Annotated in this window: 26 protein-coding genes and 1 tRNA gene; 13 read left to right on the top strand and 14 right to left on the bottom strand. The window is 41.4% G+C overall.

Going from position 1 to position 25699, the window contains the following annotated elements; all coding sequences use genetic code 11:
* Positions 1-4: 4 nt before the first annotated feature.
* The 3 genes from J0X14_RS18360 to J0X14_RS18350 form a co-directional block, all read right to left on the bottom strand.
* Positions 5-1705, bottom strand: coding sequence for a M1 family metallopeptidase (locus J0X14_RS18360; RefSeq protein WP_207099284.1), 1701 nt, complete (start codon positions 1703-1705; stop codon positions 5-7).
* Between the two features lie 205 nt (positions 1706-1910).
* Complete coding sequence (locus J0X14_RS18355; protein ID WP_207099283.1) at positions 1911-2282, bottom strand: GerW family sporulation protein; 372 nt, start codon at positions 2280-2282, stop codon at positions 1911-1913.
* Between the two features lie 10 nt (positions 2283-2292).
* Positions 2293-2781 carry a hypothetical protein gene (locus J0X14_RS18350; protein ID WP_207099282.1) on the bottom strand — a complete coding sequence of 163 codons (489 nt, stop codon included), beginning with the start codon at positions 2779-2781 and terminating at the stop codon, positions 2293-2295.
* A gap of 174 nt (positions 2782-2955) precedes the next feature.
* On the opposite strand from J0X14_RS18350, the gene J0X14_RS18345 reads away from it, so the two are divergent.
* The 8 genes from J0X14_RS18345 (at position 2956) to J0X14_RS18310 (ending at position 10021) form a co-directional block, all read left to right on the top strand.
* On the top strand, positions 2956-4053 hold the full coding sequence (locus J0X14_RS18345; RefSeq protein WP_242528100.1) for an efflux RND transporter periplasmic adaptor subunit: 1098 nt from the start codon (positions 2956-2958) through the stop codon (positions 4051-4053).
* On the top strand, positions 4050-5312 hold the full coding sequence (locus tag J0X14_RS18340) for an ABC transporter permease (RefSeq protein WP_207099281.1): 1263 nt from the start codon (positions 4050-4052) through the stop codon (positions 5310-5312). The genes J0X14_RS18345 and J0X14_RS18340 overlap by 4 nt, the downstream gene beginning before the upstream one ends.
* Before the next feature lie 7 nt (positions 5313-5319).
* Positions 5320-5997 (top strand): ABC transporter ATP-binding protein, encoded by a 678-nt coding sequence (locus J0X14_RS18335; protein WP_207099280.1) that lies wholly within the window; start codon positions 5320-5322, stop codon positions 5995-5997.
* 118 nt (positions 5998-6115) lie between these two features.
* Positions 6116-6199: transfer RNA gene (locus tag J0X14_RS18330), tRNA-Leu, on the top strand.
* Positions 6200-6362: 163 nt separating this feature from the next.
* Positions 6363-7262 carry a MerR family transcriptional regulator gene (locus J0X14_RS18325; RefSeq protein WP_207099279.1) on the top strand — a complete coding sequence of 300 codons (900 nt, stop codon included), beginning with the start codon at positions 6363-6365 and terminating at the stop codon, positions 7260-7262.
* Positions 7263-7275: 13 nt separating this feature from the next.
* Positions 7276-8736, top strand: coding sequence for a phytoene desaturase family protein (locus J0X14_RS18320; protein WP_207099278.1), 1461 nt, complete (start codon positions 7276-7278; stop codon positions 8734-8736).
* Entirely contained in the window at positions 8733-9575 is an 843-nt protein-coding gene (locus tag J0X14_RS18315) for a phytoene/squalene synthase family protein (protein ID WP_207099277.1), read from the top strand. Before J0X14_RS18320 ends, J0X14_RS18315 begins: the two co-directional genes overlap by 4 nt.
* On the top strand, positions 9572-10021 hold the full coding sequence (locus tag J0X14_RS18310; protein ID WP_207099276.1) for a sterol desaturase family protein: 450 nt from the start codon (positions 9572-9574) through the stop codon (positions 10019-10021). Before J0X14_RS18315 ends, J0X14_RS18310 begins: the two co-directional genes overlap by 4 nt.
* Here J0X14_RS18310 and J0X14_RS18305 read toward each other — a convergent pair whose 3' ends face one another.
* The 6 genes from J0X14_RS18305 to J0X14_RS18280 all read right to left on the bottom strand — a co-directional run bounded on the left by J0X14_RS18305 (position 10022) and on the right by J0X14_RS18280 (position 16824).
* Positions 10022-10582 (bottom strand): TlpA family protein disulfide reductase, encoded by a 561-nt coding sequence (locus tag J0X14_RS18305; protein ID WP_207099275.1) that lies wholly within the window; start codon positions 10580-10582, stop codon positions 10022-10024.
* 5 nt (positions 10583-10587) lie between these two features.
* Entirely contained in the window at positions 10588-11148 is a 561-nt protein-coding gene (locus tag J0X14_RS18300) for a TlpA family protein disulfide reductase (RefSeq protein ID WP_207099274.1), read from the bottom strand.
* Positions 11149-11228: 80 nt separating this feature from the next.
* The gene (locus tag J0X14_RS18295; RefSeq protein WP_207099273.1) at positions 11229-13496 is read right to left on the bottom strand and encodes an aconitate hydratase; all 2268 of its coding nucleotides are present in this window, start codon (positions 13494-13496) and stop codon (positions 11229-11231) included.
* Between the two features lie 101 nt (positions 13497-13597).
* Complete coding sequence (locus tag J0X14_RS18290; protein ID WP_207099272.1) at positions 13598-14551, bottom strand: AAA family ATPase; 954 nt, start codon at positions 14549-14551, stop codon at positions 13598-13600.
* Between the two features lie 4 nt (positions 14552-14555).
* On the bottom strand, positions 14556-15959 hold the full coding sequence (locus J0X14_RS18285) for a peptidylprolyl isomerase (RefSeq protein ID WP_242528099.1): 1404 nt from the start codon (positions 15957-15959) through the stop codon (positions 14556-14558).
* Complete coding sequence (locus J0X14_RS18280) at positions 15943-16824, bottom strand: peptidyl-prolyl cis-trans isomerase (protein ID WP_242528098.1); 882 nt, start codon at positions 16822-16824, stop codon at positions 15943-15945. Before J0X14_RS18280 ends, J0X14_RS18285 begins: the two co-directional genes overlap by 17 nt.
* A 116-nt stretch (positions 16825-16940) precedes the next feature.
* On the opposite strand from J0X14_RS18280, the gene J0X14_RS18275 reads away from it, so the two are divergent.
* The 5 genes from J0X14_RS18275 to J0X14_RS18255 are packed head-to-tail and all read left to right on the top strand — an operon-like array spanning position 16941 to position 20234.
* Positions 16941-17393: an SRPBCC family protein gene (locus J0X14_RS18275; protein WP_207099270.1), complete on the top strand. Its 453-nt coding sequence runs from the start codon at positions 16941-16943 to the stop codon at positions 17391-17393.
* Positions 17394-17397: 4 nt separating this feature from the next.
* Positions 17398-17655, top strand: a complete 258-nt coding sequence (locus J0X14_RS18270) for a hypothetical protein (protein WP_207099269.1) — start codon at positions 17398-17400, stop codon at positions 17653-17655.
* A 45-nt stretch (positions 17656-17700) separates the two neighbouring features.
* The gene (locus tag J0X14_RS18265) at positions 17701-18807 is read left to right on the top strand and encodes a serine hydrolase (protein WP_242528097.1); all 1107 of its coding nucleotides are present in this window, start codon (positions 17701-17703) and stop codon (positions 18805-18807) included.
* Entirely contained in the window at positions 18804-19313 is a 510-nt protein-coding gene (locus J0X14_RS18260) for an SRPBCC domain-containing protein (RefSeq protein WP_207099267.1), read from the top strand. The genes J0X14_RS18265 and J0X14_RS18260 overlap by 4 nt, the downstream gene beginning before the upstream one ends.
* 15 nt (positions 19314-19328) lie before the next feature.
* Positions 19329-20234, top strand: coding sequence for a hypothetical protein (locus tag J0X14_RS18255; RefSeq protein WP_207099266.1), 906 nt, complete (start codon positions 19329-19331; stop codon positions 20232-20234).
* Between the two features lie 61 nt (positions 20235-20295).
* Here J0X14_RS18255 and J0X14_RS18250 read toward each other — a convergent pair whose 3' ends face one another.
* The 5 genes from J0X14_RS18250 to J0X14_RS18230 all read right to left on the bottom strand — a co-directional run bounded on the left by J0X14_RS18250 (position 20296) and on the right by J0X14_RS18230 (position 25666).
* Positions 20296-21921: a Gfo/Idh/MocA family protein gene (locus J0X14_RS18250; RefSeq protein WP_207099265.1), complete on the bottom strand. Its 1626-nt coding sequence runs from the start codon at positions 21919-21921 to the stop codon at positions 20296-20298.
* A complete protein-coding gene (locus tag J0X14_RS18245) occupies positions 21918-22406 on the bottom strand; it encodes a DoxX family membrane protein (protein ID WP_207099264.1) in 489 nt (162 codons plus the stop codon). The genes J0X14_RS18250 and J0X14_RS18245 overlap by 4 nt, the downstream gene beginning before the upstream one ends.
* A gap of 99 nt (positions 22407-22505) precedes the next feature.
* A complete protein-coding gene (gene rimO / locus J0X14_RS18240; RefSeq protein WP_207099263.1) occupies positions 22506-23813 on the bottom strand; it encodes a 30S ribosomal protein S12 methylthiotransferase RimO in 1308 nt (435 codons plus the stop codon).
* Positions 23814-23959: 146 nt separating this feature from the next.
* Positions 23960-24820, bottom strand: a complete 861-nt coding sequence (locus J0X14_RS18235; protein ID WP_207099262.1) for a DUF2911 domain-containing protein — start codon at positions 24818-24820, stop codon at positions 23960-23962.
* Complete coding sequence (locus tag J0X14_RS18230) at positions 24821-25666, bottom strand: hypothetical protein (protein WP_242528096.1); 846 nt, start codon at positions 25664-25666, stop codon at positions 24821-24823. It lies immediately after the preceding gene.
* Positions 25667-25699: the final 33 nt, after the last annotated feature.

The raw sequence follows: 25699 nt of genomic DNA, 5'->3' as shown, positions 1-25699 counted from the left end.
ATTATTATTTCTTTTCAGCTTCCATGGAATTCAAAACCTTTGGGGTTATGTAATACATCTTTTCTATGCGAGGTGCGGAAAAAATCACATACTGGTCATTACTCACCTCTACACTTTGCCATTTGGTAGTAGGGAAAATCTTTAGGTTAGTATGCTCTCCTACCAAAGAGAGGGGAAGATTGAAATCCTTCTCACAATTGGCATATTTAAAATACATGCGATTGTTCTTGGCATCGGCATACAAATGTATTTCGGGTATCTGTGTTGTTTTTAGATACTGATGGAAAACCTGACTATAGTCAAACCCCGCCTTTTTTGAAATATAGGTATGTACCTCATCAGCAGTCACCGTTTTATGGTAGAAGACTGTGTTAAGTCCCGTCAATATATTTCGGAACAGCTGGTCGTTGTTTATACTGTGACGTATGGTATGAATCATATTGCTGCCCTTGGTGTACATATCTCCACTTCCTTGGGCATTTACCCCATATTCTGGAATAATGGGACGATCATTCCGAATACCTCGTCGGATGCCATGGTTATAATCATTCGCAGCATCCCTTCCATACATACTCTCTATGAACAAGGTCTCGCTATAATTGGTAAACCCTTCGTGAATGTACATATCGGCCAAATCCTTGGTGGTGATATTGTTCCCAAACCACTCGTGGCCACTCTCATGGATAACGATAAAATCCCATAAAAGTCCCAAACCTGTTCCCGAACCATCCCGACCCCGGTAACCGGGTTTGTAGTGGTTCCCATAGGCTACGGCAGACTGGTGCTCCATTCCAGTATGGTCTACATCCACCAATTTAAAGCCATCTTCATAAAAGGGATAGGGCCCAAACCAATACTCAAAACTATCGAGCATGTTGTGCACTTCATTGGGCAGATAGGATTTTGCTTTTTCCAAATTATAGTCCAACACCCAATAGTCCAAATCCAAACTCCCTTTTAGCCCGGCATATGTCTCTTTAAAATTAACATAGTGACCAATGTATGGAATAAGGTTATAGTTGTTTATAGGATTTTTGACCTCCCAAGTATAAGAAGTTGTGCCATCTTTATGCTCCTTCTTTTCCTTTAATCTACCATTCGCTACGGCGGTAAGTTCATTGGGAACGGTCATGGTCAAGGTGGCTCCATTATCAGGTTCATCACTCTGGTGGTCCTTGTTGGGATACCATATGGATGCTCCAAGCCCTTGACAGGTAACGGTCATCAAAGGTCGGTCCAGAGAATCCTTGGAAAAGCTCCACCCGCCATCCCAAGGTGCACGAATGGCCTCTCTAGGGGTTCCATTGAAATACACCGTGATTTTCCCTTCCTTCTTGCCAGGCATCAGTTTATTTTCGACATGCCAAGCATTGCCTTCTTTTGTAAAGTTCAGTTTTCTGAAATCATCGGTAACCACACTATCTATGCGCAAAGGTTCCTGCAGGTCAATTTGCATGTAATCGCTATGCGAGTCTTCAACCACTTTATAGGTAATTGTATTTTTCCCACTAGTGGTCTTCTTGTTGAAATCTGGTTTTACGGTGATATCGTACCGCAACACATTCCACCACGATCTTTCTTTATTGATGGTTCCCCGCAATGAATCTTGGCGGGTAAAGTCTGTTTTTTGGGCAGTAAGGGCAAGGGAAACAAATAAAGTTGCCCATAAGAGTAAATTCTTTTGGTTTATCGCTTTGAATTGCATCTTTGTTAAATAGTATAGGAGTATCCTCAAATTTGCAACTAAAGTTAATAAAAGGCAACAGGAAAGATTATAGTTGGGAAAATAGTATTAGATAAGGCTAATATTATAGCTGATACGATATTGGACCTCCCAACATCCGAACTGGATTGCCCATATTTTGCACTATAGACAATCCAGTCCTTTTCAAAAGCAGATTTCCTCTTATTTAGGAAACTACTTCTTCATGCTTGTTTCTTTCGGAAACAATGCGTTCGATTAAATCAGGTACTTTTTCAAATGCTGCGGCCAAACCATGAGTCTTTCCTGCTTCCAAGAAGGAAATCTCATCTCCTTTGGTCACCAAAAATCCGATGGGTTGGATACCAATACCTGCTCCAGCACCGGCACCTTCGCCTTTTCGACCTTTTCCTTCAACTCCTTCGCCTCCTCCAGAGCCAAATCCCATACCCACTTTAATTACCGGCACACATTTAAATTCGCCCAATTGAAAGGGCTCTCCAATAATGGTGTCAGTCCTGGCCTCTGACTTGATAAAGTCAGTTACCTTGTTCAGTAATTCTTCAAAATGTAAATCCATGACCTTATATTTAATTGTTAATAAATGATTTTAGTATTCTGTAAGGGCGGTTCCGAATATCAACCAACAATCTGTTTCTATCTTCAAAATTGATATGGAAAGAAGCTACATATTGGTTGAGGAGCATAAATACCGGGTACATTTTTGCATTGACAACGTAGTCACCCGTATCCATGTCCAACGCAAATCGCCGTACTTCGAATGATCGTATCACCCCTACAATTTTCCCAAATTTTATCTTCCTTTTGTGTTTGGTTTTCTTCTGCGGAGGTTTTGGTTTTGAAGATTTCTTTATGGGATAAAAACAACGTTCAAAAAAGAGTACTTTCAATCGTATCCGTAATAGCTCTTTCTTGTCTGGTTCCACACTGGCCTTTGCCAATCCTTTTATCCTAACAAAGTACTGTAGCGTATCAGTATCAATATATATTTGAATTGGAACAAATAGAAGTCCAAGGGCAAGCAGCACAACCAATAATATCACCCCAGTTAATACCATCAGCTTTTTGCAGTAAATAAAATATAATCCACTAAGGCACACAATGACCTAGGTCATTAATAGGGGTGAAATTTAAAGTGGGATGCGTTTCAGTATTATTTTGCTTAAATAGATAATTACTGACATAACTCATGGTATGGATAATAATATTATTGGTAATTTGAAGACTTACTCATGAAACATAGCATGAAATATAGTGTACTTGTCCTCGTTGCTTTTCCTCTTCTATTTTCTTGTTCCGATAAAAAAGAAAAAACATATCCGGAACGAATGCCCTTGACCGAATCGGTATATGCTTCGGCCACTGTTCAGCCAGATAGTCTATACCAAGCCTATTCCGTTGTGGTTGGCATTCTGGACAAAATTTGGGTGGAGGAAGGTGATACCGTGAAAAAAGGCGACCGCATTCTTCAAATTACAAACACTTCCCCAGAACTAAATACGGAAAACGCCAAATTGGCCCTGCAATTGGCACGTGACAATTACAGTGGCAGTGCCGCGGTATTACGTGGCATCCAAGATGAAATTCAAGCGGCAGAACTCAAACTGAAAAACGATTCCATCAATTATTTCCGTCAAAAAAACCTATGGAATCAAAATATCGGTTCCAAAATAGAGTACGATAATCGTGAACTGGCCTATGAACTTTCCCAAAACAACCTTAGTCTTTTGAAACGCAAATACGACAGAACCAAAAATGAGTTGGAAACCCAAGTGCGTCAGGCTGAAAATAACTACAAAACCGCACTAACCAATACAAACGACTTCGCCATTACCAGCAAAATCAACGGTAAGGTCTACGCCATTTACAAAAACCAAGGTGAAATTGTAACCACCATGGAGCCCGTGGCGGCGGTGGGCAGAAGCGATAAGTTTGTGGTGGAACTTTTGGTGGACGAGGTTGACATCGTAAAATTAAAAATAGGACAGCCCGTATTCATTACCCTGGATTCCTATAATTCACAGGTTTTTGAGGGCACTTTGGACAAAATTTATCCCAGAAAGGACGAACGTTCCCAAACCTTCAAGGTCGAGGCCCTTTTTAATGAACCGCCTGCCACCTTGTATCCCGGACTTTCGGGTGAGGGCAATATCATTATCGCTAAAAAAGAAGAGACCCTTACCATCCCAAAAGAATACCTGATTGGCGAATCACACGTACTTACTGATAATGGTGAAAAAGAAGTATCAATAGGTCTACAAAATTTGGACAGGATAGAGATTTTAGGGGGCATTGACGAAAACACAGTCATCTATAAACCTGAGCAATGATCAACTGGAATGTGATATTGGGCATTGCCAAAACACATCTTCTTACCAAGATGAAATCCACAGCGACGGCGACGCTTGGCGTCACTTTTGGTATTGGTGCCTACATCACTTTGGTAAGTTTTATGACTGGGTTAAATGGTATGCTGGATGATTTGGTATTGAACCAAACTCCCCACATCCACATGTATAATGAAATAAGGCCATCCCCTAACCAACCAGTTGCGCTTTATGATGATTTCAAGGAGGCCTTCAACGTAGTACATTCCATAAAGCCCAAACAAAATCAGAAAAAAATTCACAATGCTCTTCCCATTCTTAACTATCTGAAAAAGCAACCCAATGTTAAAGGCGCCACGCCACAGCTTCGGGCCCAGATTTTTTATTTATCAGGTTCCATTGAGTTGGGGGGCAATCTTATTGGTGTGGACATTTTGGAAGAAGTTCGCCTTTCCAATATTCAGGATAACATTGTAGAAGGCACCCCTGAAGCCCTAAACAATAATGATAATGGCATCTTGCTGGGTGCCGGTCTGGCCGATAAAATGTCTTTGTCCGTTGGTGACCGTGTTCAAGTGAGTACCGTAGCGGGCAATATCTTTCCGTTAAAAATAGTCGGGATTTATCAAAGTGGTATAGCAGAAATTGACAATATCCAAAGCTTTGCCAACCTTAAGACGGTTCAACGTATTTTGGGAGAAGCTGAAAATTATGTCACCGATATCAATATTAAGCTATTGAATATTGATGAGGCCGAACCTATGGCTCGTCGACTTGAAAAACAGTTCAACATAAAAGCCATAGACATCAATGAGGCGAATGCCCAGTTTGAAACAGGTTCAGATATACGGAACCTCATCACCTATGCAGTTTCCATTACATTGCTCATTGTAGCTGGATTTGGCATCTACAATATTTTGAACATGCTCATCTATGAAAAAATGAAGGACATTGCCATTTTAAAAGCCACTGGCTTTTCTGGAAGGGATGTACAGCTCATTTTTATGAGTCAAGCGGTAATCATTGGTTTGGTAGGAGGTGTTTTGGGACTATTGATTGGATTTTTCCTATCAAAAGTAATTGATCAAACCCCATTTGAAACGGAAGCATTGCCCACTATTTCAACCTTTCCGGTAAACTACAACGTGCTGTATTACGTAATCGGAATCACATTTGCGCTCATTTCAACCTTTGTGGCGGGGTATTTGCCATCGAACAGAGCAAAAAAAATAGACCCGGTAAAAATTATCCGGGGAACCTAAGATAGTTATGAAACTCGTTCTAGAAACCAAAAATATAAACAAGCATTTCTACAAGCCCAAGGATTTTCATGTGTTAAAGGATATTTCCTTTGGAGTTAAAGAAGGCGAGTTTGCCTCTATCATGGGGAAATCCGGTTCGGGAAAGTCTACATTGTTATATGTTCTTTCCACCATGGATACCGATTATACCGGAGAATTGTACTTGGGCAATGAATTGATTACTGGAAAATCTCATCAAGAACTCTCCCGTATACGAAATAAACATATTGGGTTTGTGTTTCAGTTTCACTATCTCTTATCAGAATTCAGTGTTTTGGAAAATGTAATGCTACCGGCTAAAAAATTGGGTGAGAAATCCCATGTGCAAATTGAACAGAATGCTCGTGAAAAATTAGAAATGCTCCACATTGGCCATCTGGCCGAACAAAGAGCTTCCCGAATCTCTGGTGGGGAAAAACAACGGGTGGCCATTGCAAGAGCCCTTATCAACGACCCTACCATTTTAATGGGGGATGAACCCACAGGGAATTTGGACAGCCATAATTCGGAAAATGTGTTCACTATTTTTAAGAATCTAAAAGAAAATCAAGGCTTGTCCTTATTGGTAGTAACCCATGATGAAGATTTTGCCAAACGCACAGACCGTATCATTGAAATGGAGGACGGCAAGATTTTCAAACAATGAACAAAAATGCGCTACTCTAGCATAGAATTTCAGAATAATTGTGCAGGAGATATTTGGACAAAACCCCTATATTTGTCGCCCCAAAGATTTTTGGCCTGTACAGACCAAAAACAGATAAGCCCACGTGGTGGAATTGGTAGACACGCTACCTTGAGGGGGTAGTGTTCGTAAGGACGTGCTGGTTCGACTCCAGTCGTGGGCACAAAACCGCAATCACTTGCGGTTTTTTTGTTTATAGGCCTTTTCCTTAAAAACTTTTCAGCTAAAATCATTAATTTTTCGGAGCATACGTCCCAAATTTTATCCTAAAAAAATAGGTTCGTATGGTTTAAATTGTAAATTTGTTTAATCTTTATTCTCAAAAGATGAACAATGTAAAAAAATCATTCAGTATTCGGGACATGGAAAATCTTTCCGGAATAAAGGCCCATACCATCCGAATCTGGGAAAAACGCTACAATCTCTTCAGTCCTGAAAGGACTAGCACCAACATCAGAACCTATTCCATTGGGAGTTTGCAAAAGCTGTTGAACATTACGTTGCTATACAACAGTGGTTACAAGATTTCAAAGATTGCCAAATTGGATGAGTCCCAAATTCCAATGATGGTAAAGGAAATTGTGGCCCAAAACAGTAAAAAGAGCCATGCCCTTAATGCCTTTAAACTGGCCATGCTCAATTTTGATCAATCCCTCTTCCTTAAAACCTACAACAGTCTATTGGTAGAAAGGTCCTTCAGGGATGTTTTCTACGAAGTGTTTATCCCATTACTCAATGAACTGGGGTTGCTTTGGCAGACTGATACCATCAGTCCGGCACATGAGCACTTTATTTCCAACCTTATAAAACAGAAAATATACATTCAAACGGAAAAGCTGCAATTTGAAGAACCCTCAAAAAAAGATAAGGTTTTTGTCCTTTTCCTGCCTGAAAATGAAATCCACGAGTTGGGGCTGTTGTATATCAACTATGAGATAACGTTACGAGGATACAAATCCATTTATTTGGGTCAGACCATGCCTATGGAAAATCTTTCGGATTTACTCAAGTATTACAACAACATTCATTTCGTCTCTTATTTTACAGTTGCCCCAACCCCAAATGAACTGAAGACCTACATGGAGCGTTTCTCTACTATATTGGAGACTTCGCCAGATTCCAGACTTTATGTTCTGGGACACCAAATACGACATGCTACAGCGGATACTTTCCCTGACACGGTAAAAGCGTTCAATTCCATTGAACAACTATTGGAATCCCTTTAATGGCCCATTTAAGATGAAAAACGTCATTGTTGTTGGTTCTGGTTTTTCCTCCCTTTCCACTGCTTGCTATTTGGCAAAGGCCGGCTTTGAAGTTGAAATCTTTGAAAAAAACAGCACCGTTGGGGGAAGGGCAAGACAATTGGTCAAGGATGGTTTTACTTTTGATATTGGCCCAAGTTGGTATTGGATGCCTGATATTTTTGACAAATTTTTTGCTGATTTTGGCAAAAAAACTTCAGACTACTACCAACTGGACAAGCTGGACCCAGCCTACAAAGTTTTCTTTGAAGATGATGTGGTCACCATTGGGGATTGCTTGGACAAAATATGTGAGGAGTTTGACCGACTGGAATCCGGGAGCGGAGACCATTTAAAACGGTTTATTGGCCAAGCCCAGGAAAACTATGACATTGCGATTAACAAGGTAGTATTGCGCCCTGGTCTATCCCCTTTGGAATTAGTGACCAAGGAAACCGTGCTTCGGGTTGATCAATTCTTCAAAACCATCAGTCAAGAGGTACGTAAACGCTTTAAAAATCCAAAACTGATCTCCACTTTGGAGTTCCCTGTACTTTTTTTGGGAGCAAAACCCAGTAATACCCCCTCATTTTACAACTTTATGAATTTTGCCGATTTCGGATTGGGCACCTGGCACCCCAGAGGCGGTATGTATGAAATCATAAAGGCCATGAAAAGTGTGGCCGAAGAACTGGGCGTAAAAATTCATGTGGACAGTCCAGTAGATAAAATTATAGTATCAGACAAGGAAGTGCTGGGCATTAGAAGTGCTGGGCAAAATTATTTGGCCGATTATGTAGTGAGTGGTGCGGATTACCATCATTCAGAAACATTGTTGGATGCCAAATACAGACAATATTCCGAAGCATATTGGGAAAAGAGGACCTATGCACCTTCTTCCTTACTCTTTTACCTTGGGTTTGACAAAAAATTGCAAAATATAGAACATCACAACCTCTTTTTTGATACCGATTTTGAAAAACATGCCCAAGAAATTTATGACGAACCCCAATGGCCCAGCGAACCTTTGTTCTATGCCAATTTTCCATCGGTGACCGATGCCTCCATGGCTCCAAAAGGTTGTGAAACCGGTTTTTTTCTGGTTCCCATTGCCCCTGCATTGGAGGACACCCCGCAATTGCGGGAACAATATTTTGACCTTATAATGGCCCGATTTGAGAAAAGAACCCATCAACATATCAAAGATTCCATTATATTTAAGGAAAGTTTTTGTGTAAACGATTTTGTTGAACAATATAATTCCTACAAAGGAAATGCCTACGGTTTGGCCAATACACTTCGGCAAACCGCTTTTTTAAGACCTAACCTCAAAAGTAGAAAGGTGAAGAACCTGTTCTTTACCGGTCAGCTTACCGTTCCCGGCCCTGGGGTACCACCAGCACTCATTTCAGGGAAACTGGTATCTGATTTAATCATTAAAAACCAAAAAGAATGAAAACTATTTTTGACGATGTATCATACCACTGTAGCAAGATTGTTACCCAGTCCTACAGTACCTCCTTTGCCTTGGCCACTAAAATGCTCGCCCCTTCTATCCGTGCCGATATTTACAACATTTATGGGTTTGTTCGCTTTGCCGATGAAATTGTGGATACATTCCACGACTATAACAAAGCACAGCTTTTTAACGATTTTGAAAGTGATATGGAACAAGCCATTACCAACAAAATTAGCTTGAATCCCATTTTAAATTCCTTTCAACATACCTATCACAAATATGACATCCCACACCACTTGGTGGAATCTTTTATGAAAAGTATGCGTATGGATTTGACCAAAAAGAATTATAAAACTTTTGATGAATATCGAGAGTACATCTATGGTTCAGCGGATGTGGTTGGGTTGATGTGCCTTTGTGTCTTTGTTAACGGAAACAAAGAAAAGTATGAGGAACTGAAGGAATCGGCTATGGCCTTGGGCTCTGCGTTCCAAAAAGTGAACTTCCTCAGGGACCTGAAAGCGGATTACGAAGACCTCAACCGCACCTACTTCCCCAATACCAACCTAATGGAATTGGATGAAGATTCCAAAAAACGGATTGTGAATGAAATCAAAGCAGATTTTGCAATAGGATACTCTGGTATTACAAAACTACCGGAGCAGGCTAAATTTGGGGTCTATACGGCGTATCGTTATTACAAAAAGTTGCTCCAAAAACTACAGGGCACAGCTCCACTTGAAATAAAAAATGCCAGAATCCGTGTACCCAACTACCAAAAATTTGGACTTTTAGCCCAATCTTATCTAAATTACAAACTACAATTAGTACAATGAAAATAGCGCTCTGGATAGGAATTTTTTTGGCAACCTTCTGTTTTATGGAATTCATGGCATGGTTTACCCATAAATATGTAATGCATGGATTTTTATGGAGCCTCCACAGAGACCATCATAAAAAGGACCACGATTCTTGGTTTGAACGAAACGACGCTTTTTTCTTGTTCTACGCAGTGGTTAGTATGACCTTGTTCTTTTTGGGCAGTTATACCTCATTTTGGTACGGATGGCCTTTGGGCTTTGGTATTTTGGCCTATGGCATTGCCTATTTTTTGGTGCACGATATTTTTATCCACCAACGGTTTAAGCTATTTAGAAATGCCAACAATTGGTATGCCCGAGGGGTACGACGCGCCCATAAAATGCACCATAAACATTTGGGCAAGGAAGATGGAGAGTGTTTTGGGATGCTCTTTGTTCCCTTTAAATACTTTAAAAAATAACTACTCCAAAAGAAGGCTGTCCAACAAGGCCCTTGTGCTTTCAGAATTCCAATTGGCAGCCCCTTTTTCATCCACCACAATTTTGCCTGATTTACTGATAATATATGTTGCAGGAATACTTTTCGAGTACAACGCATCGGGCGTTTGAGAAGCCTCAAAATAGACCGGGAGTTGGTATCCCTTCCTTTCAAGGAACGCAGTGACTTTGTCACGTTCATCACTGGCCACAAAGGCAAAAACCACCTTGTTAGTGTAATCTTTATGGAGTTCCACCAAACTTGGTAACTCAGCAATACAAGGTGGACACCACGTGGCCCAAAAATTGACCAATACCACTTCTCCTTGTTGGGATGTAAAATCCATGTGCTGACCTTCAGCATCAACCAAATTCCAATGGTAGTTTTTCAGCGTATTTTGTTCATTAACCTCAACTACATCAGCGCTAGTAGCTATAACTTTGCTGACCAACACCCGAAGATGGAACCCAATTGGGGTAAAGACAATCAGAATAATGGCCAAAATCCAAATGCCATTGCTAATCTGTTCCCTGGAAAACTTCATAGTGATTATTCTGCAATCAATTTATCCAACAATTTATAGAATTTACGATTGCTCCAATCGGCAATACCTTCTTTATGGACAATGATATTCCCAGATTTATCAATAAGGTAGGAAGCGGGTACCTTACTAGAGTCAATAGGCATTTTCTCGCCAATGATCAAATAGGTGACCGGAAATGTAAATTCGTGCTCTTCCATAAAAGCTTCAACAGGTTGTCTTTCTTCATTAGTAATGATGTAGAAATCCACCTTGCCTTTGTATTTGTCGTAAAGCTCCTGAACACTTGACAGTTCAGCTTCACTGGGTAAACGCCAAGATGCCCACAAATTAATGAATACCACATTTCCTTTCGATCTTTCAAAATTGAAAAAGTCCCAATTCTCATCTTTCAATTGCCAATCGTAGTCGGTGATTTTTTCTCGTTGTGATTCTTCAATCACAGGTGGTGAAAAAGCGAACAATCGGTTTAAAAAAATCTTGCCGTAATATCCAAGGGGGGTTACAAAAAAAGAGAGTATAAAAAGAATCAATACAATATTGAGTACGGTCTTTTTACTGATTTTCATGCTTTGGGGGCTGTATTAAAATTAAAAACTCCTGATATTTTGCCAATATCAGGAGTTTTATTGAATAATCTTAAAAAAATTTAAGCATTCTCTTTTTTGATCAGGTTCAAGGCTGAACCTTCATTGAACCATTTGATTTGTGCATTATTGTACGAATGATTCACTTTAATGCTGTCCTTACTACCATCAGCATGAACAATCTCAATGGTCAAAGGCTTGTCAGGAGCAAAGGCATCAATATCCAAGAAATTGAAGGTATCGTCTTCTTGAATAAGATCATAATCGCTTTCATTGGCAAAAGTCAAGGCCAACATCCCCTGTTTCTTCAGGTTGGTCTCGTGAATCCTTGCAAACGATTTTACCAACACGGCAGCAACACCCAAATGTCTGGGCTGCATGGCTGCATGCTCTCTGGAAGATCCTTCACCATAGTTGTGGTCACCTACAACAATCGTTTTGATACCTGCTTTTTTATAGGCTCTTTGTGCATCAGGAACACCCTCATATTCGCCAGTCAACTGATTTTTCACAAAGTTGGTCTTTTGATTGAAGGCATTCACCGCTCCAATCAATGTGTTATTGGCAATGTTGTCCAAATGCCCTCTAAAGCGCAACCAAGGACCAGCCATGGAAATGTGGTCGGTAGTACATTTTCCAAAGGCTTTGATCAATAGTTTCATACCCTGCAGACTAGCAGGTGTCATAGGTTCAAAAGGTTCCAACAATTGTAGGCGCTCAGAGTCAGGAGCAACAATCACATCAACCCCGCTACCATCTTCAAGAGGATCTACATAGCCATTTTCTTTGACTTCAAATCCTTTTGGAGGCAACTCCCATCCTGTCGGCTCATCCAACATCACCTCTTCTCCATCCTCATTGATCAATTTGTCGGTCAATGGATTGAAATCCAATCGGCCTGCAATAGCAATGGCTGCAGTCATTTCTGGCGAAGCAACGAAAGCATGTGTGTTAGGGTTTCCGTCCGCACGCTTGGCAAAGTTTCGGTTGAAGGAATGCACAATACTGTTCTTAGGCGCATTCTTTGGATCCTTATACCGTGCCCACTGGCCTATACAAGGTCCACAAGCGTTGGTAAAAATCTTGGCATCCAATTTTTCAAAGATTTGAAGAATCCCATCACGTTCGGTAGTATATCTTACCTGTTCGGAACCCGGGTTGATTCCAAATTCAGCTTTTGTTTTCAATTTTTTGTCCAAAGCTTGTTGGGCAATGGAGGATGCTCTCGACAAATCTTCATAAGAAGAGTTGGTACAAGAACCTATCAATCCCCATTCCACAGCCAACGGCCATCCGTTTTCCGTGGCCTTATCGGTCATGGTTCCTACTTCAGTAGCCAAATCTGGCGTAAAAGGTCCGTTCAACAACGGTTTCAATTCCGTTAAGTTGATTTCAATGACCTGATCAAAATAGTTCTCAGGGTTGGCGTATACCTCCGGGTCTGCCGTTAAATGCTCTTTTACTTTATTGGCCTCATCAGCTACATCTTCCCTATCGGTAGCTCTTAGGTAACGCTCCATAGATTCATCATAACCAAAGGTTGAAGTGGTCGCTCCGATTTCTGCACCCATGTTACAGATGGTTCCTTTACCGGTACAGGACATTGAAGTGGCTCCAGGGCCAAAATATTCCACAATAGCTCCGGTTCCCCCTTTTACAGTAAGAATCTCAGCCACTTTTAAAATTACATCCTTGGGAGCAGTCCATCCGGATAGTTTTCCTGTCAATTTAACCCCAATCAACTTCGGAAACTTCAATTCCCAAGCCATTCCGGCCATAACATCCACTGCATCAGCTCCACCAACACCAATGGCCACCATGCCCAATCCACCTGCATTAACCGTGTGTGAATCGGTTCCAATCATCATTCCCCCTGGGAACGCGTAGTTTTCCAATACCACTTGGTGAATAATACCGGCTCCGGGCTTCCAGAACCCAATTCCATATTTGTTGGATACCGACCCAAGGAAATCAAATACTTCCTTGCTGGTCTCGTTGGCATGTCTTAAATCCGTAGCAGCGCCATCCTTAGCCTGAATCAGGTGATCACAATGCACGGTGGTAGGTACAGCCACTTTATCTTTACCGGCCTGCATAAATTGCAACAAAGCCATCTGGGCCGTTGCATCTTGACAGGCTATTCTATCTGGGGCAAAATCAACATAATCCTTTCCTCTGATAAATTCCTTGGTGGGCATTCCATCCCATAAATGTGAATACAATATTTTTTCAGCAAGGGTAAGGGGTTTTCCCACCAACTCCCGGGCTTTGTCCACACGTTCCCCCATGGAAGCGTAGACGCCCTTAATCATGTCAATATCAAATGCCATTCTATAATCGAGTTTTAAGATTTTAGTAATTTGGTAAATTTACTAAAATACCTACGATTTCGGAATTAGAATTCCCCTAAATAGTGCAGAAGATTTGATATTTACAACAATTCGGAGATAATCCTTTCCTCAGAAATTCCTTCGGCTTCCGCCTTGTAGTTTTTTAGGATTCTATGGCGAAGTATTCCCAAGGACACTGCTTTTACATCTTCAATGTCAGGAGAGAATTTTCCATGAACAGCAGCATGGGCCTTAGCGGCAAGTACGAGGTTCTGCGAGGCTCTTGGTCCCGCACCCCAATCCACATAATTGTTCACAAAATCGGATGCTCCCTCCAAACCGGGTCGTGTCTTATTGACCAATCTCACAGTGTAATCCACCACATTGTCCGGCACAGGAATTCTTCGTACCAAATGTTGCACTTCAATGATTTCATCTGCAGTGAACAAGGTATTGATTTCGACCTCGTCATCCGTAGTAGTTGATTTCACTACTTGGATTTCTTCTTCAATAGATGGATATGTCAGCTCAATAGCAAACATAAAACGGTCCAATTGTGCTTCCGGCAAGGGATAGGTTCCTTCCTGCTCAATAGGGTTTTGGGTGGCCAATACAAAATAAGGGCGGTTGAGTTTATACTGTTTTCCCGCAATGGTCACAGCTCGTTCCTGCATGGCTTCCAAAAGTGCCGCTTGGGTTTTTGGCGGTGTCCTATTGATTTCATCGGCCAAGATGATGTTTCCAAAAACGGGTCCCATAATAAACTTGAAATTCCGATTTTGGTCCAAAACTTCGCTCCCTAGAATATCACTGGGCATTAAATCCGGGGTAAACTGAATTCTTTTGAAATCGAGCCCCAAGGTCTGTGCTATAGTATTGACCATTAGCGTTTTTGCCAAACCCGGAACTCCTATTAGAAGGGAGTGACCCCCCGTATAAATGGAAAGTAAAATCTGCTCAATCACCTTTTCTTGGCCTACAATGGCCTTGGCAATCTCTTTTTTTAGGGCTTCATGTTTTTTTACAAGATTTTCAACGGCTGTAACGTCTGACATGTATTTATTCCTTTACCCAGTTGTTTGCAAAATCGCACTCCTTATTTTCGGTGTTTACGTGGATATAGGTGTCCTCTATATGTTCATCCATCCATTCCTTGATGGCTTTAAACTGCTTTTCCCTGAGCGCCAGTTCTTGAATTTTTAGATAATCTTTTGCAAAATCCGCCTTGTGCTCGTCATATCTGTTGGAGATTTTCATGATTTTGAACTTGGGCGCACCTCCCCTTGGATCATCCTCACGGATGGGTTTTGATATTTCACCATCCTTTATGTTCCTCACTTGGTTATACAGCGTGGGGTCCATTTTGGTCAATTCAAAACGGGAGTCAAAATTGATAGGGTTTCTCAAAAGACCACCATCAAATTTGGTTTCTTTTTCATCCGAAAAATTCAAAGCGGCATCGGCAAAAGTGTATTTCCCGTCCAAAACCTGTTGGCGGATGGTATCCAATTCCTGCACTGCCTTTTCAATGGATTCTTTAGGAATTTCTGGAATCAACAAAATATGCCTAAGGTCTACTTCTTGACCTCTAATTTTCTCAATATAGATGATGTGGTATCCGAAATCTGTCTTAAAGGGTTCAGAAATTTCACCTTCTTGCAAACTAAAGGCGACATCCTTGAATTCCTTTACGAAAGGAGTTTCACGGGTCATGCTGTAAAATCCCCCCTTGGATTTTGACCCAGGGTCTTGGGAATAGAGAATTGCCTTAACATTGAAACTGGCCTCATTTTCCAATACGTCTTGTCTAATCTCCTTTAATTGATTGATGACCTTTTGGCGTTCTTCATCAGTGGCTTCCGGTTGCTTTACAATCTGTGCTATCTCCAATTCCGCGCCAAAAACTGGTCTTTCATCCTCTGGAATCTTATTGAAAAACTGACGTACTTCCTCCGGGGTCACCTCAATTTCCTCAACAATCTTGCTTTGCATTTTTTCGGAGAGCATTCGCAGCTTATTGATTTCAAAAAGCTCTTGTCTAAAGCTTTCCATATCGGGTTTGTTGTAATACTTCAGCATTTTTTCCACGCTTCCAATCTGCTGGGTGAGCTGCTGAATCTGCCCATCACTTGTGGCATTTACCTGATCGTCTGAAACCAACAAACTATCCTGTACTGCTTGGTGGGCATACAATCGGTCTTCCATCAATTTTCCCAACAAGCTGCAACGGGTTATATCCTGGGTTGATGCACCTTGACTTTTTAAGTCAATCAAAGTTTTGTCAATATCCGATTCCAAAATCACATAATCCCCAATAACCGCTGCTATACCATCCAATTTTATTTTATTGGACGTACTGGTGCTATCATTGATTGCAATGGACTCATCCAAATCTTGCGCTTGTAGCATACCCATGGCTGCAAAAATTGCCGTAGTTGTAACAATTTTATTTTTCTTTATCATAAACCTCAAATTCATTCTTCTTAATGGCTTCATCTATAATTTCGGTTTCTAGTTTTTTTACGTAGTCCAATCTTCGTCGGTTCAAAATCAATTGCCGTATATCCGGAGCGATGTACTCAAACGGAGCCGTGTCGTTGACTTCCAATACATTGGTCACCATTCCCAAATATACCTCTAACGAATCTTGTAACTCAAAAAATTGTGATTTTTTTAAGTAGGTCACCTCATTCACAGGGGTTAAAGGTGGTATTTCTTCAATCACCCTGGAGGCACTTACCCAAATGGAATCATTAAAATGCATTTTCTTGAATTGTACCGCAATGGAATCCAAATACGTTTTATCACTCTGCTTCCAATCCCTGATGCGTGCCTTTACTTGGTCTTTATCCAAAAATTGTTCAGACATGCCCACAAATCGAAGCTGCACCAACTTTTCGTTGAGTTTAAAATTTTCCTTCTCCCGCTCATAGTATTGTTGAAGTTGGGAATTGGTCACTGAAGTATCCTGAGCTTGGAGTACCAACGCCTCAATATAGGCCCTGGTGTACAAATCCGATCGGTAATTGGAGACCAAACGATCAAATTCTGCCAATTTTTCCTCAGGGAGGTTAATTTTGGATTTGGACAACAACAATTGTTTGGATGCCCAGTTGTTGATATAATCTGTAACAAACAAGGTGCTATCCTCGGCAGACATATCATCACGGATAAAGGATGCAATATCTTCCTTATACAAGTAGGTATCGCCAACCCTGGCCAATGGTTCCTGCTCTTCTTCCTTATTAAAAAGGCCTTCACAGGATGAAATAAAAAGAACACCTGTTATGCAAAGTAGGATAAGACTATTTTTTTGGAGCGTAAGCATTCCGCAAAAATAACAATTACAAAATCCCATACAAGTAGGTTCCTTTCTCATTAACAGATTTTTAGTAGACCGTTCCTTCAAAGAAATCATTACATTAGTGCAAAACCAATCAGAAAATGAAATACACCACAGAAATTCTTGTTGAACTCCCCCGAGATGAGTTTACCAAGAAACTGGATGACCCGGAGAACATGAAACACTGGCAGCGGGGGCTCGTTGGCTATGAACAACTTTCAAAAAACCCAGGCCAGGAAGGCGCCCAGATGGCCTTGAGCTATACCATGGGCAATCGTAAAATGGATATGGTAGAGACCATCATTAAGCGAAATCTTCCCGAAGAAATGCATACCACCTATGATACCAAAGGTGTACACAACATCCAAAAAAACTATTTTAAGGAAGAGGATGGAAAAACCCGTTGGATTTCGGAAAGTGAATTCCAATTTTCTGGTTTTGGTATGAAACTGATGGGTTTTTTGATGCCGGGCGCATTCAAAAAACAGTCAAAAAAATACATGGAAGATTTTAAGGCGTTTGCCGAAAAAGGCACCTCGGTACAAGACCTCTAATCCTATGGAAAAAGCTTTGGATAGAAAAATAAAGTTAATCTGGGATTTTAGAAGTCCCGGTGCGGCCAATATTGCGGAACACTATCAGAAACATCTTGAAGAGTTTGTAATGATCGAGGAGTTGAAATTTGACATTACTGGATTTGAACACTTTAGCTCAACACACAGTATTGCCTTTTTGGTAGTTGCCGAGTTTGAGTTGAAAGAGGTAAAGGAACTTTTAAAGCCGCATAGGGGCGAAATTTATGTAGACGAACACTGAAAGATTCCATAATTCATCATGTGGAGTAGGTTTATATTTTTGGGATTGATCATATTCACGGAGGGCTGCAGTAGTGTCAACTACGAAGACCCATTGGAGAAGGCGCTCAGTTCAGAAAGTCCTTTGATCACACGGGTGATGGACAACCTAAAGGCGCATGAGCTCCAAATACGGTACACCCAAATAGACCGAAGGAACGACAGCATCCTTTTTACCGATTTTGATTTTCAGGTAAACCAAGACAACTATTTTTATCCGGCCAGTACCGCCAAATTTCCCGCTGCTGTGGCAGCACTCGAAAAACTAAACGAAATTGACTCCCTTTCCATGCACACCCGGTTCTATGTGGAAGGGGATTCTGTGGAAACCACTTTTGCCAAGGCCATTTCAGAAATCTTTGCGGTTTCGGACAATGCTGCCAACAACCGTTTGATTGAATTTTTGGGGCAAGATGACCTCAACCAACGCATACGGAACAGAGGTGTGCAACCCATCCGGATTGCGCATAGATTATCCGCTCCAAATGGGGATGATGTCACCACCAAGCCCTTGGTCATTTATTTAAATGATACCACCACGGTGCTAAGCAAACCTATTCTCAACACACCTGCACAACCCCTGAAATTGCGAAAAATAAAAAAAGGAAAAGCGTATTATGAAGATGATTTGCTTCAGAAAGAACCTTTTGATTTCTCCCTGAAAAACTACTTTCCCATCCAATCCCAAAATGCCCTGTTAAAACGCATCATTTTTCCAGAAGCTTTTCCCAAAGCACAGCAATTTGACCTAAGTGTTGAACAGCGTAGCTTTTTGTTGGAAGCCATGCACACCCTTCCTGCGAAATTGGGATACGACCCAGAGGAATATTACGATAGTTATGTAAAATTTTTCATGTTTGGGGACAACTATGACCCAATGCCAGAGCACATCAAAATATATAATAAGGTAGGGTATGCCTACGGCACCCTAACCGATTGTGCCTATATCCGGGACACCAAAAACAATATCGATTTTATCATTAATGCCACTATTTTGGTGAACAGTAATGAAATTTTCAATGATGACGACTATAATTATGATGAAGTGGGCATTCCCTTTTTGGCGCAATTGGGACGCGAATTATATGAGTACGAATTAAAACGAAAACGATGAGCAAGTTGACTTTTGACCAGTTTACCAAAAAAATTTTCATTAAGGCACCCCAAGAAAAACTCTATTGGTGTTGGGGTACTTCGGAAGGGATTGCCTCTTGGTTTTTGAGCGAGGCCATTTATACTTACAACGGAAAACAGCGGGAACCCAATGAAAACATTCAAGCGGGCGATGACTACATATGGAAGTGGCACAATTGGGATGGCCATGAAACCGGAAAGGTACTTGAGGCCAATGGAACGGATTTTTTGGAAATCACCTTTACCAACAGCAAGGTTTCCATCTCGCTGGAAGACCATGGCAATGCCGTGCTCCTTATTTTAAAACAGCATGAAATTCCAACGGATGAGGACAGCAAGCTCAATATCCATCATGGATGCAGCAATGGCTGGACGTTTTGGCTTGCCAACCTAAAAGCCTATTTGGAACATGGGATATTGCTCAACGAAACCGAGTTCGACCTGAGAAATATCCCATTGTCCGGATTTGAATTTGTGAATATGTAAAAGCATTCATTACTTATGAAAGCGATTCCATTCATCCTATTTCTATTGCTGGTTACAATCTCTTGTAAAACGGATTCTAAAAAATCGGTAACACAGAAAACAAATCCAACGGTAGACGCAAAGAAAATACAACCTGATTCTTTGGTGCAAAGATGGGCTATCGGGAGGCAGCTCCAAAACGTGGAAAGCGTGATATACGATTCTGACAACGACGTTTACTATGCATCTTGTGGAAAATCATATAAAATTGGAAATGAAGGGTTTATTTCAAAATTATCCTCAACAGGGAATCTTTTAGAACAGAATTGGATAACAAATCTTAACCGCCCTACAGGAATGGCCATTCATGATGGGAAGTTATTCGTGGCAGATATCAACCGGCTTTTGGTAATAGAAATTGCAACTGCCAAGGTTGTGAAAAATATTCCAGAGTCATCCCAGAATTCTGGGTTGAACGATGTAGCTATCAATGAAAAAGGAGATGTATTTGTAACTGGTTCCTTTGTCCATTCTGTTTTTAAAGTACAGGGTGATTCCCTATTGATTCTTGCCAAAGATGATGAAAAACTAAAATGGGCAAACGGCATTGCATCCTCAGGAGAAGATTTAATTATCGGGGGAATGCATCTTATAAAACTCAATACCACATCAGCAAAAATGGTCCAACTGATTACAACACCCCAAGTGGTTGACATTGATGGCCTTGTTTTGGATGGTAATGGTGGTTTATTTGCAACCACGGTTGAAAATAGTGCAATATGGCATATTGATGAGAGTGGCAAGGCCATAAAAATTGCATCGGACAGCAATTATTGCGGTGATTTGGACCTTGTCGCCCATAAAAAAAGATTGGTGATTGCCCGAGGAAATCAAGCTGCCGATACCTTTTTTATTGAATCCCGACCACTATTGAAATACTAAAGAAATATATTTCAACAATTCCATCGAACGGTACCACGAATCTTCCCTATACTAACCAAAATTATAAACCAATCACAACATCCTTGTTGGTCATTTCCCAGTTTTCATTACCTAATAACACCTGGTCAAAATCGATACCTTCAATAGGTTTCAACGTCTCGGTCTCGGCATCCCACTCAATTTTACGGCCCAATTTCCATGATAAGCCGGCCATGTGGGCAGAAATGGCTTCATCAAACCCTTCGTTGATACCACAACTTACTTTTCCTCCATTTTTAATCACACTTAACCATTCACGCATGTGCAAAAAGGTAGAGTCTACCCGTACCCCATCAATATAGGTCCACATCAATCCCTTATCTGCAAAATATTGTGAAGTGGCCGATGAAATGGCATCAGGCACATTGGCAGCTGGGTCGTATTGATAAATGGGAACACCTGGGCGCATCTTTTCATTTTCCATCATATCCGCATAACGGGTAGATGCTCCATCGGGCCAAACCGAAAGTTTATTACCCAATTCCATGGTAGCATCATGTCCCATAAGTATGGTAGGCCTATTAAAGCCATTGCCCAAGGTAGCACTGTAGCAGAAAGTCATTCCCTTTTCTTTGCCTTTGGTCTGACTGCTTCCGGTGCTAAAATTGGGGAATTCCATGTTTACTTGAATCACATCGGGTACATTTCTGCCATCGTTATGAGTATAAATACCGCCAGAGGCACTGACAGATGTGGGAATCCCCATATTCAAAACGCAATTAAGCCGGTCATAATCATGGGTCAATAGATCACCTGAAAGTCCAGAACCATAGGCCCACCATTTTCGCCATCTAAAAAAATGGTTTTTGTTAAACGGAACAGCAGGGGCCGAACCCAAGAATTGTTCCCAGTCTATGGTCTCTGGACTAGCTTTTTCATGAATGTCATAATTCCATGCCCCATTATCATCATTTCTATTGGTATTGGTCTGGATGAGGGACACATGCCCCAAGGTTCCCTTTTCCACAATATCCCGGGCGGTACTGAAGCTCAAGGTTTGCCTATGTTGATGTCCCACAGCGAATATTGCTTTGGAATTTTCAGCTGCAGTGCGCAATCTATAAGTTTCCTGAACGGTATGGGTCATGGGTTTTTCCACATACACATGTACATTGTGGTTAAGGGCCTCAATGGACATGGGGGCATGCCAATGGTCCGGGGTGGCAATCACCACCGCATCTACCTCACCACTTTGAATCATTTCTTTGTAGGTGTTGTATCTTTTGATGGGATTCTCTGGTGTAGTAAAAGCATCTATAAAATTCTCCGCCCTAACATCGAACACATCACAGATGCCCACCAATTTCACGTTGAGTTTGTCCTGCTTTAAAAAATCTTCCAATTGGTGATTGTTGGGATCTTCTTCCGTAGCAAGTTTCATCTCTTCCATCCAAGCTGGGGTGGCAAACCCCAATGACCTGCAGAGTTGTTCCCCTCGAATACCAAACCCAATAATGCCCACTCGCACAGGTTCACCTCCAATTTCGGGAACCGTTGGCGGTAATGATGGCCGGATGTTCAATTGCTCCAGAATTTCCAATCGCTCTTTTTTGTTTGAAGTAGCACTAATGGCTCCAGCCCACCAAACTGCACCTAAAATGGGAAGTCCTCCCAAACCTTTTAATAAATCTCTTCTAGTCCATTTCATGATTGTTCAATTTTGAGGTGTTCTCCCTTTTTTAAGTGCCCCAATCCAAAGAAATGACCCGTTGGATGGTAAAAAATCAAAATACAGCCGATTAGTTCAATGAGGTTCTTGTTCACAAACCAATAGTTTCCCTCTACCTTGAGTTGTTGGAGCCAAGGGAATGGTGGATGGGCCAAATAGTAGAGCGCCAATAACCCTATCCCCACAATGGCACCAAAACGCTCCCAAAATCCTAAGAGGAAGGTTGCACCTACCACTAGAAGGGCAATAATATTTAATGTATCCACCCACCCAATGACAGATTCTCCTATCAAAATTGAAAAGAATGGTTTTAATGGGCCTTGGGCCGTGGCCAAATACCCAAAGGAAGTCCACTCTGGGTTATACAGTTTAATGACACCTTCATACAAGAAATGCCAACCGATTAAAATTCGGAGAAAGGTAACAGCAAGGTTCACTTTTCCAGTGTTGCGGGAGTTGACCATAGCAATGCGATTTAATGGTTACAATAGCATCAAATCTACAAGCTAAAGCCAATATGGACTATGACAATTGTCAGTTTAATCGTTATAACTTGCTGTCATCTAAGCAGTAACAGGCACTCCGTAAAGGTCAAAATCGGAAGCTTCTGTAATTTCTATTTGGGTAAAATCGCCAATTTTCACGTAGTGTTTGGCTGCATCAATGAGCACCTCGTTGTCCACATCGGGGGAATCGTGTTCGGTTCGGCCTACAAAATAATTCCCTTCTTTTCTATCAATGACGCAACGGAATGTCTTCCCAATTTTCTTTTGATTGAGCTCCCAAGAAATCTGCGACTGAATCTCCATAATCTCGTTGGCGCGCTGTTGTTTTACGTCTTCAGGCACATCATCCTCCAAAGAATAGGCATGGGTATTCTCCTCATGACTGTAGGTAAAACAGCCCAAACGTTCAAAACGCATTTTGGTCACCCAATTTTTTAAGGTTTGGAAATCTTCCTCAGTCTCCCCAGGATACCCCACAATCAGAGTGGTACGAATGGTCATCTCCGGAACGGCTGCCCTAAAATCCTGAAGTAATTTGGTGGTCTTGGCCTGCGTTGTTCCTCTTCGCATACTCTTTAGAATTGGGTCGGCAATATGCTGTAAAGGAATATCGATATAATTGCAGACTTTGGGTTCGTTGCGCATCACGTCCAAAACATCCATGGGAAATCCCGTAGGGAACGCATAATGCAAACGAATCCATTCTATACCATCCACCTTAACCAATTTTTGGAGCAATTCGGCCAAATTTCGCTTTTTGTAGAGGTCCAGACCATAATAGGTAAGGTCTTGGGCGATTAAAATCAATTCCTTGACCCCTTTTGCAGCCAATTTTTCGGATTCTGATACCAACTCCTCAATGGGTTTGCTTTTGTGTTTTCCCCGCATCAACGGAATGGCACAAAACGAGCAAGGACGGTCACAGCCTTCAGCAATTTTTAAATACGCATAGTTTTTGGGTGTGGTTGTTAAACGTTCACCCAACAATTCGTGTTTGTAATCGGCACCCAAGGCTTTTAGGAGATTGGGCAGATCGCTGGTCCCAAAATATTCATCTACATTGGGTATTTCTTGCTGTAAATCGGGTTTATACCGCTCACTGAGGCATCCGGTCACAAAAACCTTGTCCACTTCCCCGGCTTCCTTCTTTTGAACATATTCCAAAATGGTATTGACACTCTCCTCCTTGGCATTGGCAATAAAACCACAGGTATTGATCACCACCACATTGCCTTCCTCCTCGTGAACCACCTCTTTGTTGTTGGCGCGCAACTGGCCCATCAACACTTCAGAATCGTAGACATTTTTGCTACAACCCAAGGTAACCACATTAATTTTGTTCTTCTTCAGGGATTTTGTCCGCATAGTTGCTATAAATGGTCTGCAAAAATACAACAACACAAGGCATTACATCGATTTCAGTACATATTTTTCCTGATGGTGGTTTTGGACCTAATTACCTACAACTCGGTAATATGTGAAGCCCGTGCAGTAAGAGTGTAATAAAGCCGCTACTCTTTTTCCAAAATTGCTTTCCATTTTTGGATTTTGGCTTCATTCATCCGAACAAACTCATCCTTTTCCAAGTCTTTTGAGATTTTCAAGGATTTTTCTGCAGATTGTATCGCTGAGTTGTAATCTCCCATAGCCGCCTCAACCAAGGATTTCACTCTGTGAAAATAATAGGTGTCTCCGCCCAATTCCAGGGCTTTATTGAGATACGCCAACGCCTTTTCATAGTCTTTTCCTTGCTCCTGAAGATAACGGGCGGCTTCGTAATAGGTCTGTGCGGTGGGGCTTTTGGCAATCTGATTTTCGATTTCAGCTTTCATTTGGGCATGGGTATCCACCGAAAATGGAACAACCACCTGGGTATTGGCCCAAATCAACTGCATATTGACCGAATTATGGGTAATAGAGTCAAAGGCTATCAAAAAATTCTCTTGATAGTATGGGATGGATTCCGGTTGTACCTTTATTCGAAACAAATCCTCCTGCGGATCATAATCATTACGGCCATCTCCCCAATGGCTGGTATTGGTATGGAAAACAACTTCCCACGCTTCGGCTTCTGGAAAGGCATACAACGCGTAGGTGCCCTTAGGCAAAACATTCCCCATAACCTCCATGGTTGAACTTACCGTAATCTTGGTAGATATATTGGCGCCCACCCGCCAAATACGATCATAAGGAACCAAATTGCCAAAAATCTCCCGGCCATTGGTAGAAGGACGTGAATATTCCACTCGCAGACTTGCCAAACCAACCTCTTGTTCCACTATGGAAAAAGGGCTCGCTTTGGGGTGTTGTATTTGTCCAAAAGCATGAATATGCAGTGCCAAGCACAGTATGATTGCTATTTTTTTGAGCATTTATTTCTTTTTGGTACCCAAAAGATACAGCATTACGCCCGGACCAGACTTTTCCCTTCCAATTTCCCAATGATAGGTTTCGTTGTTTTTCACCTTGCTCACCAAATCTTCCATTTCTGTTACGGAATAGGTCCGAAGACTGGAAACCACTCCATCCCAAAGCACGAACAAGGGAACAAGTGGAATCAAGTAAGTGAAAATTAACCGTCCTATTTTAAATGGCCTGATGAAGGGTGTGGTCAACAAAACGGAAATTGGGGAAAACAACATCGCCAAAATACTTGGAAAACTGCGTTCCTGGGCCTCAAAAATTCCGATACCTGTATTGGAATCGACTGCATTTTGTAAAATTTGAACGGCATCATCGGGCCGAAAATGATGCAAGGACAAAAATTGGGTCCGGAATCCTTTCAAACTCTCGGGCACCTTTCTGGCATCTATGGATGTGTTGATAAACTCAAAATTGGGTGCTTGTTTCTTGGTATGTTCAAAAGCTGAAAGGTTTGGGTAGTAATCCGTCAGAACAATCTTTAGGTCTGGATGGGTTTTTAGCAATTCTTGGTTTAACCATAGCAATCCGCCTCCCCCTCCAGAAGCCAAATCCACAATCTGATTTGTGTTGCTAGCCTTTAACCCCTTTTCCAAAATGGGGATGGCAGGTTTGTATAGTTTCGTCTTGTTGGAAAGAAATTGCAGGAAATCGGTACCGTAATCCCGTAAAAAATTGGGAAACCATTGTTGATCTTCAAATTCGAATAGATGTATGCGTCCCATGGCGTGCGTCTTACCTGATAAATTTAAGATTTCTCCGTCAGATTGTTTCTTTGAAAAGAGTATCTTTTGCATTCATTACCTCCCAATTTTGGGGGTATATAGTTG

Origin of the sequence: Allomuricauda sp. CAU 1633 (genome assembly GCF_017313225.1) — a bacterium.
GTDB lineage: Bacteria > Bacteroidota > Bacteroidia > Flavobacteriales > Flavobacteriaceae > Flagellimonas.
Note: the sequence above shows the minus strand (reverse complement) of the source record. Positions and strands in the feature narration are given on the sequence as shown.

Excerpts from the sequence above, each read along its gene's own strand:
- J0X14_RS18295 (WP_207099273.1), bottom strand. The coding sequence starts at position 13,496 with ATGGCATTTGATATTGACATGATTAAGGGCGTCTACGCTTCCATGGGG.
- J0X14_RS18325 (WP_207099279.1), top strand. The coding sequence starts at position 6,363 with ATGAACAATGTAAAAAAATCATTCAGTATTCGGGACATGGAAAATCTT.
- J0X14_RS18320 (WP_207099278.1), top strand. The coding sequence starts at position 7,276 with ATGAAAAACGTCATTGTTGTTGGTTCTGGTTTTTCCTCCCTTTCCACT.
- J0X14_RS18275 (WP_207099270.1), top strand. The coding sequence starts at position 16,941 with ATGAAATACACCACAGAAATTCTTGTTGAACTCCCCCGAGATGAGTTT.
- J0X14_RS18300 (WP_207099274.1), bottom strand. The coding sequence starts at position 11,148 with ATGAAAATCAGTAAAAAGACCGTACTCAATATTGTATTGATTCTTTTT.
- J0X14_RS18310 (WP_207099276.1), top strand. The coding sequence starts at position 9,572 with ATGAAAATAGCGCTCTGGATAGGAATTTTTTTGGCAACCTTCTGTTTT.
- J0X14_RS18255 (WP_207099266.1), top strand. The coding sequence starts at position 19,329 with ATGAAAGCGATTCCATTCATCCTATTTCTATTGCTGGTTACAATCTCT.
- J0X14_RS18290 (WP_207099272.1), bottom strand. The coding sequence starts at position 14,551 with ATGTCAGACGTTACAGCCGTTGAAAATCTTGTAAAAAAACATGAAGCC.
- J0X14_RS18250 (WP_207099265.1), bottom strand. The coding sequence starts at position 21,921 with ATGAAATGGACTAGAAGAGATTTATTAAAAGGTTTGGGAGGACTTCCC.
- J0X14_RS18245 (WP_207099264.1), bottom strand. The coding sequence starts at position 22,406 with ATGGTCAACTCCCGCAACACTGGAAAAGTGAACCTTGCTGTTACCTTT.
- J0X14_RS18260 (WP_207099267.1), top strand. The coding sequence starts at position 18,804 with ATGAGCAAGTTGACTTTTGACCAGTTTACCAAAAAAATTTTCATTAAG.
- J0X14_RS18235 (WP_207099262.1), bottom strand. The coding sequence starts at position 24,820 with ATGCTCAAAAAAATAGCAATCATACTGTGCTTGGCACTGCATATTCAT.
- J0X14_RS18335 (WP_207099280.1), top strand. The coding sequence starts at position 5,320 with ATGAAACTCGTTCTAGAAACCAAAAATATAAACAAGCATTTCTACAAG.
- J0X14_RS18355 (WP_207099283.1), bottom strand. The coding sequence starts at position 2,282 with ATGGATTTACATTTTGAAGAATTACTGAACAAGGTAACTGACTTTATC.
- J0X14_RS18285 (WP_242528099.1), bottom strand. The coding sequence starts at position 15,959 with ATGATAAAGAAAAATAAAATTGTTACAACTACGGCAATTTTTGCAGCC.
- J0X14_RS18280 (WP_242528098.1), bottom strand. The coding sequence starts at position 16,824 with ATGCTTACGCTCCAAAAAAATAGTCTTATCCTACTTTGCATAACAGGT.
- J0X14_RS18305 (WP_207099275.1), bottom strand. The coding sequence starts at position 10,582 with ATGAAGTTTTCCAGGGAACAGATTAGCAATGGCATTTGGATTTTGGCC.
- J0X14_RS18345 (WP_242528100.1), top strand. The coding sequence starts at position 2,956 with ATGAAACATAGCATGAAATATAGTGTACTTGTCCTCGTTGCTTTTCCT.
- J0X14_RS18230 (WP_242528096.1), bottom strand. The coding sequence starts at position 25,666 with ATGCAAAAGATACTCTTTTCAAAGAAACAATCTGACGGAGAAATCTTA.
- J0X14_RS18270 (WP_207099269.1), top strand. The coding sequence starts at position 17,398 with ATGGAAAAAGCTTTGGATAGAAAAATAAAGTTAATCTGGGATTTTAGA.
- J0X14_RS18350 (WP_207099282.1), bottom strand. The coding sequence starts at position 2,781 with ATGGTATTAACTGGGGTGATATTATTGGTTGTGCTGCTTGCCCTTGGA.
- J0X14_RS18315 (WP_207099277.1), top strand. The coding sequence starts at position 8,733 with ATGAAAACTATTTTTGACGATGTATCATACCACTGTAGCAAGATTGTT.
- J0X14_RS18360 (WP_207099284.1), bottom strand. The coding sequence starts at position 1,705 with ATGCAATTCAAAGCGATAAACCAAAAGAATTTACTCTTATGGGCAACT.
- rimO (WP_207099263.1), bottom strand. The coding sequence starts at position 23,813 with ATGCGGACAAAATCCCTGAAGAAGAACAAAATTAATGTGGTTACCTTG.
- J0X14_RS18340 (WP_207099281.1), top strand. The coding sequence starts at position 4,050 with ATGATCAACTGGAATGTGATATTGGGCATTGCCAAAACACATCTTCTT.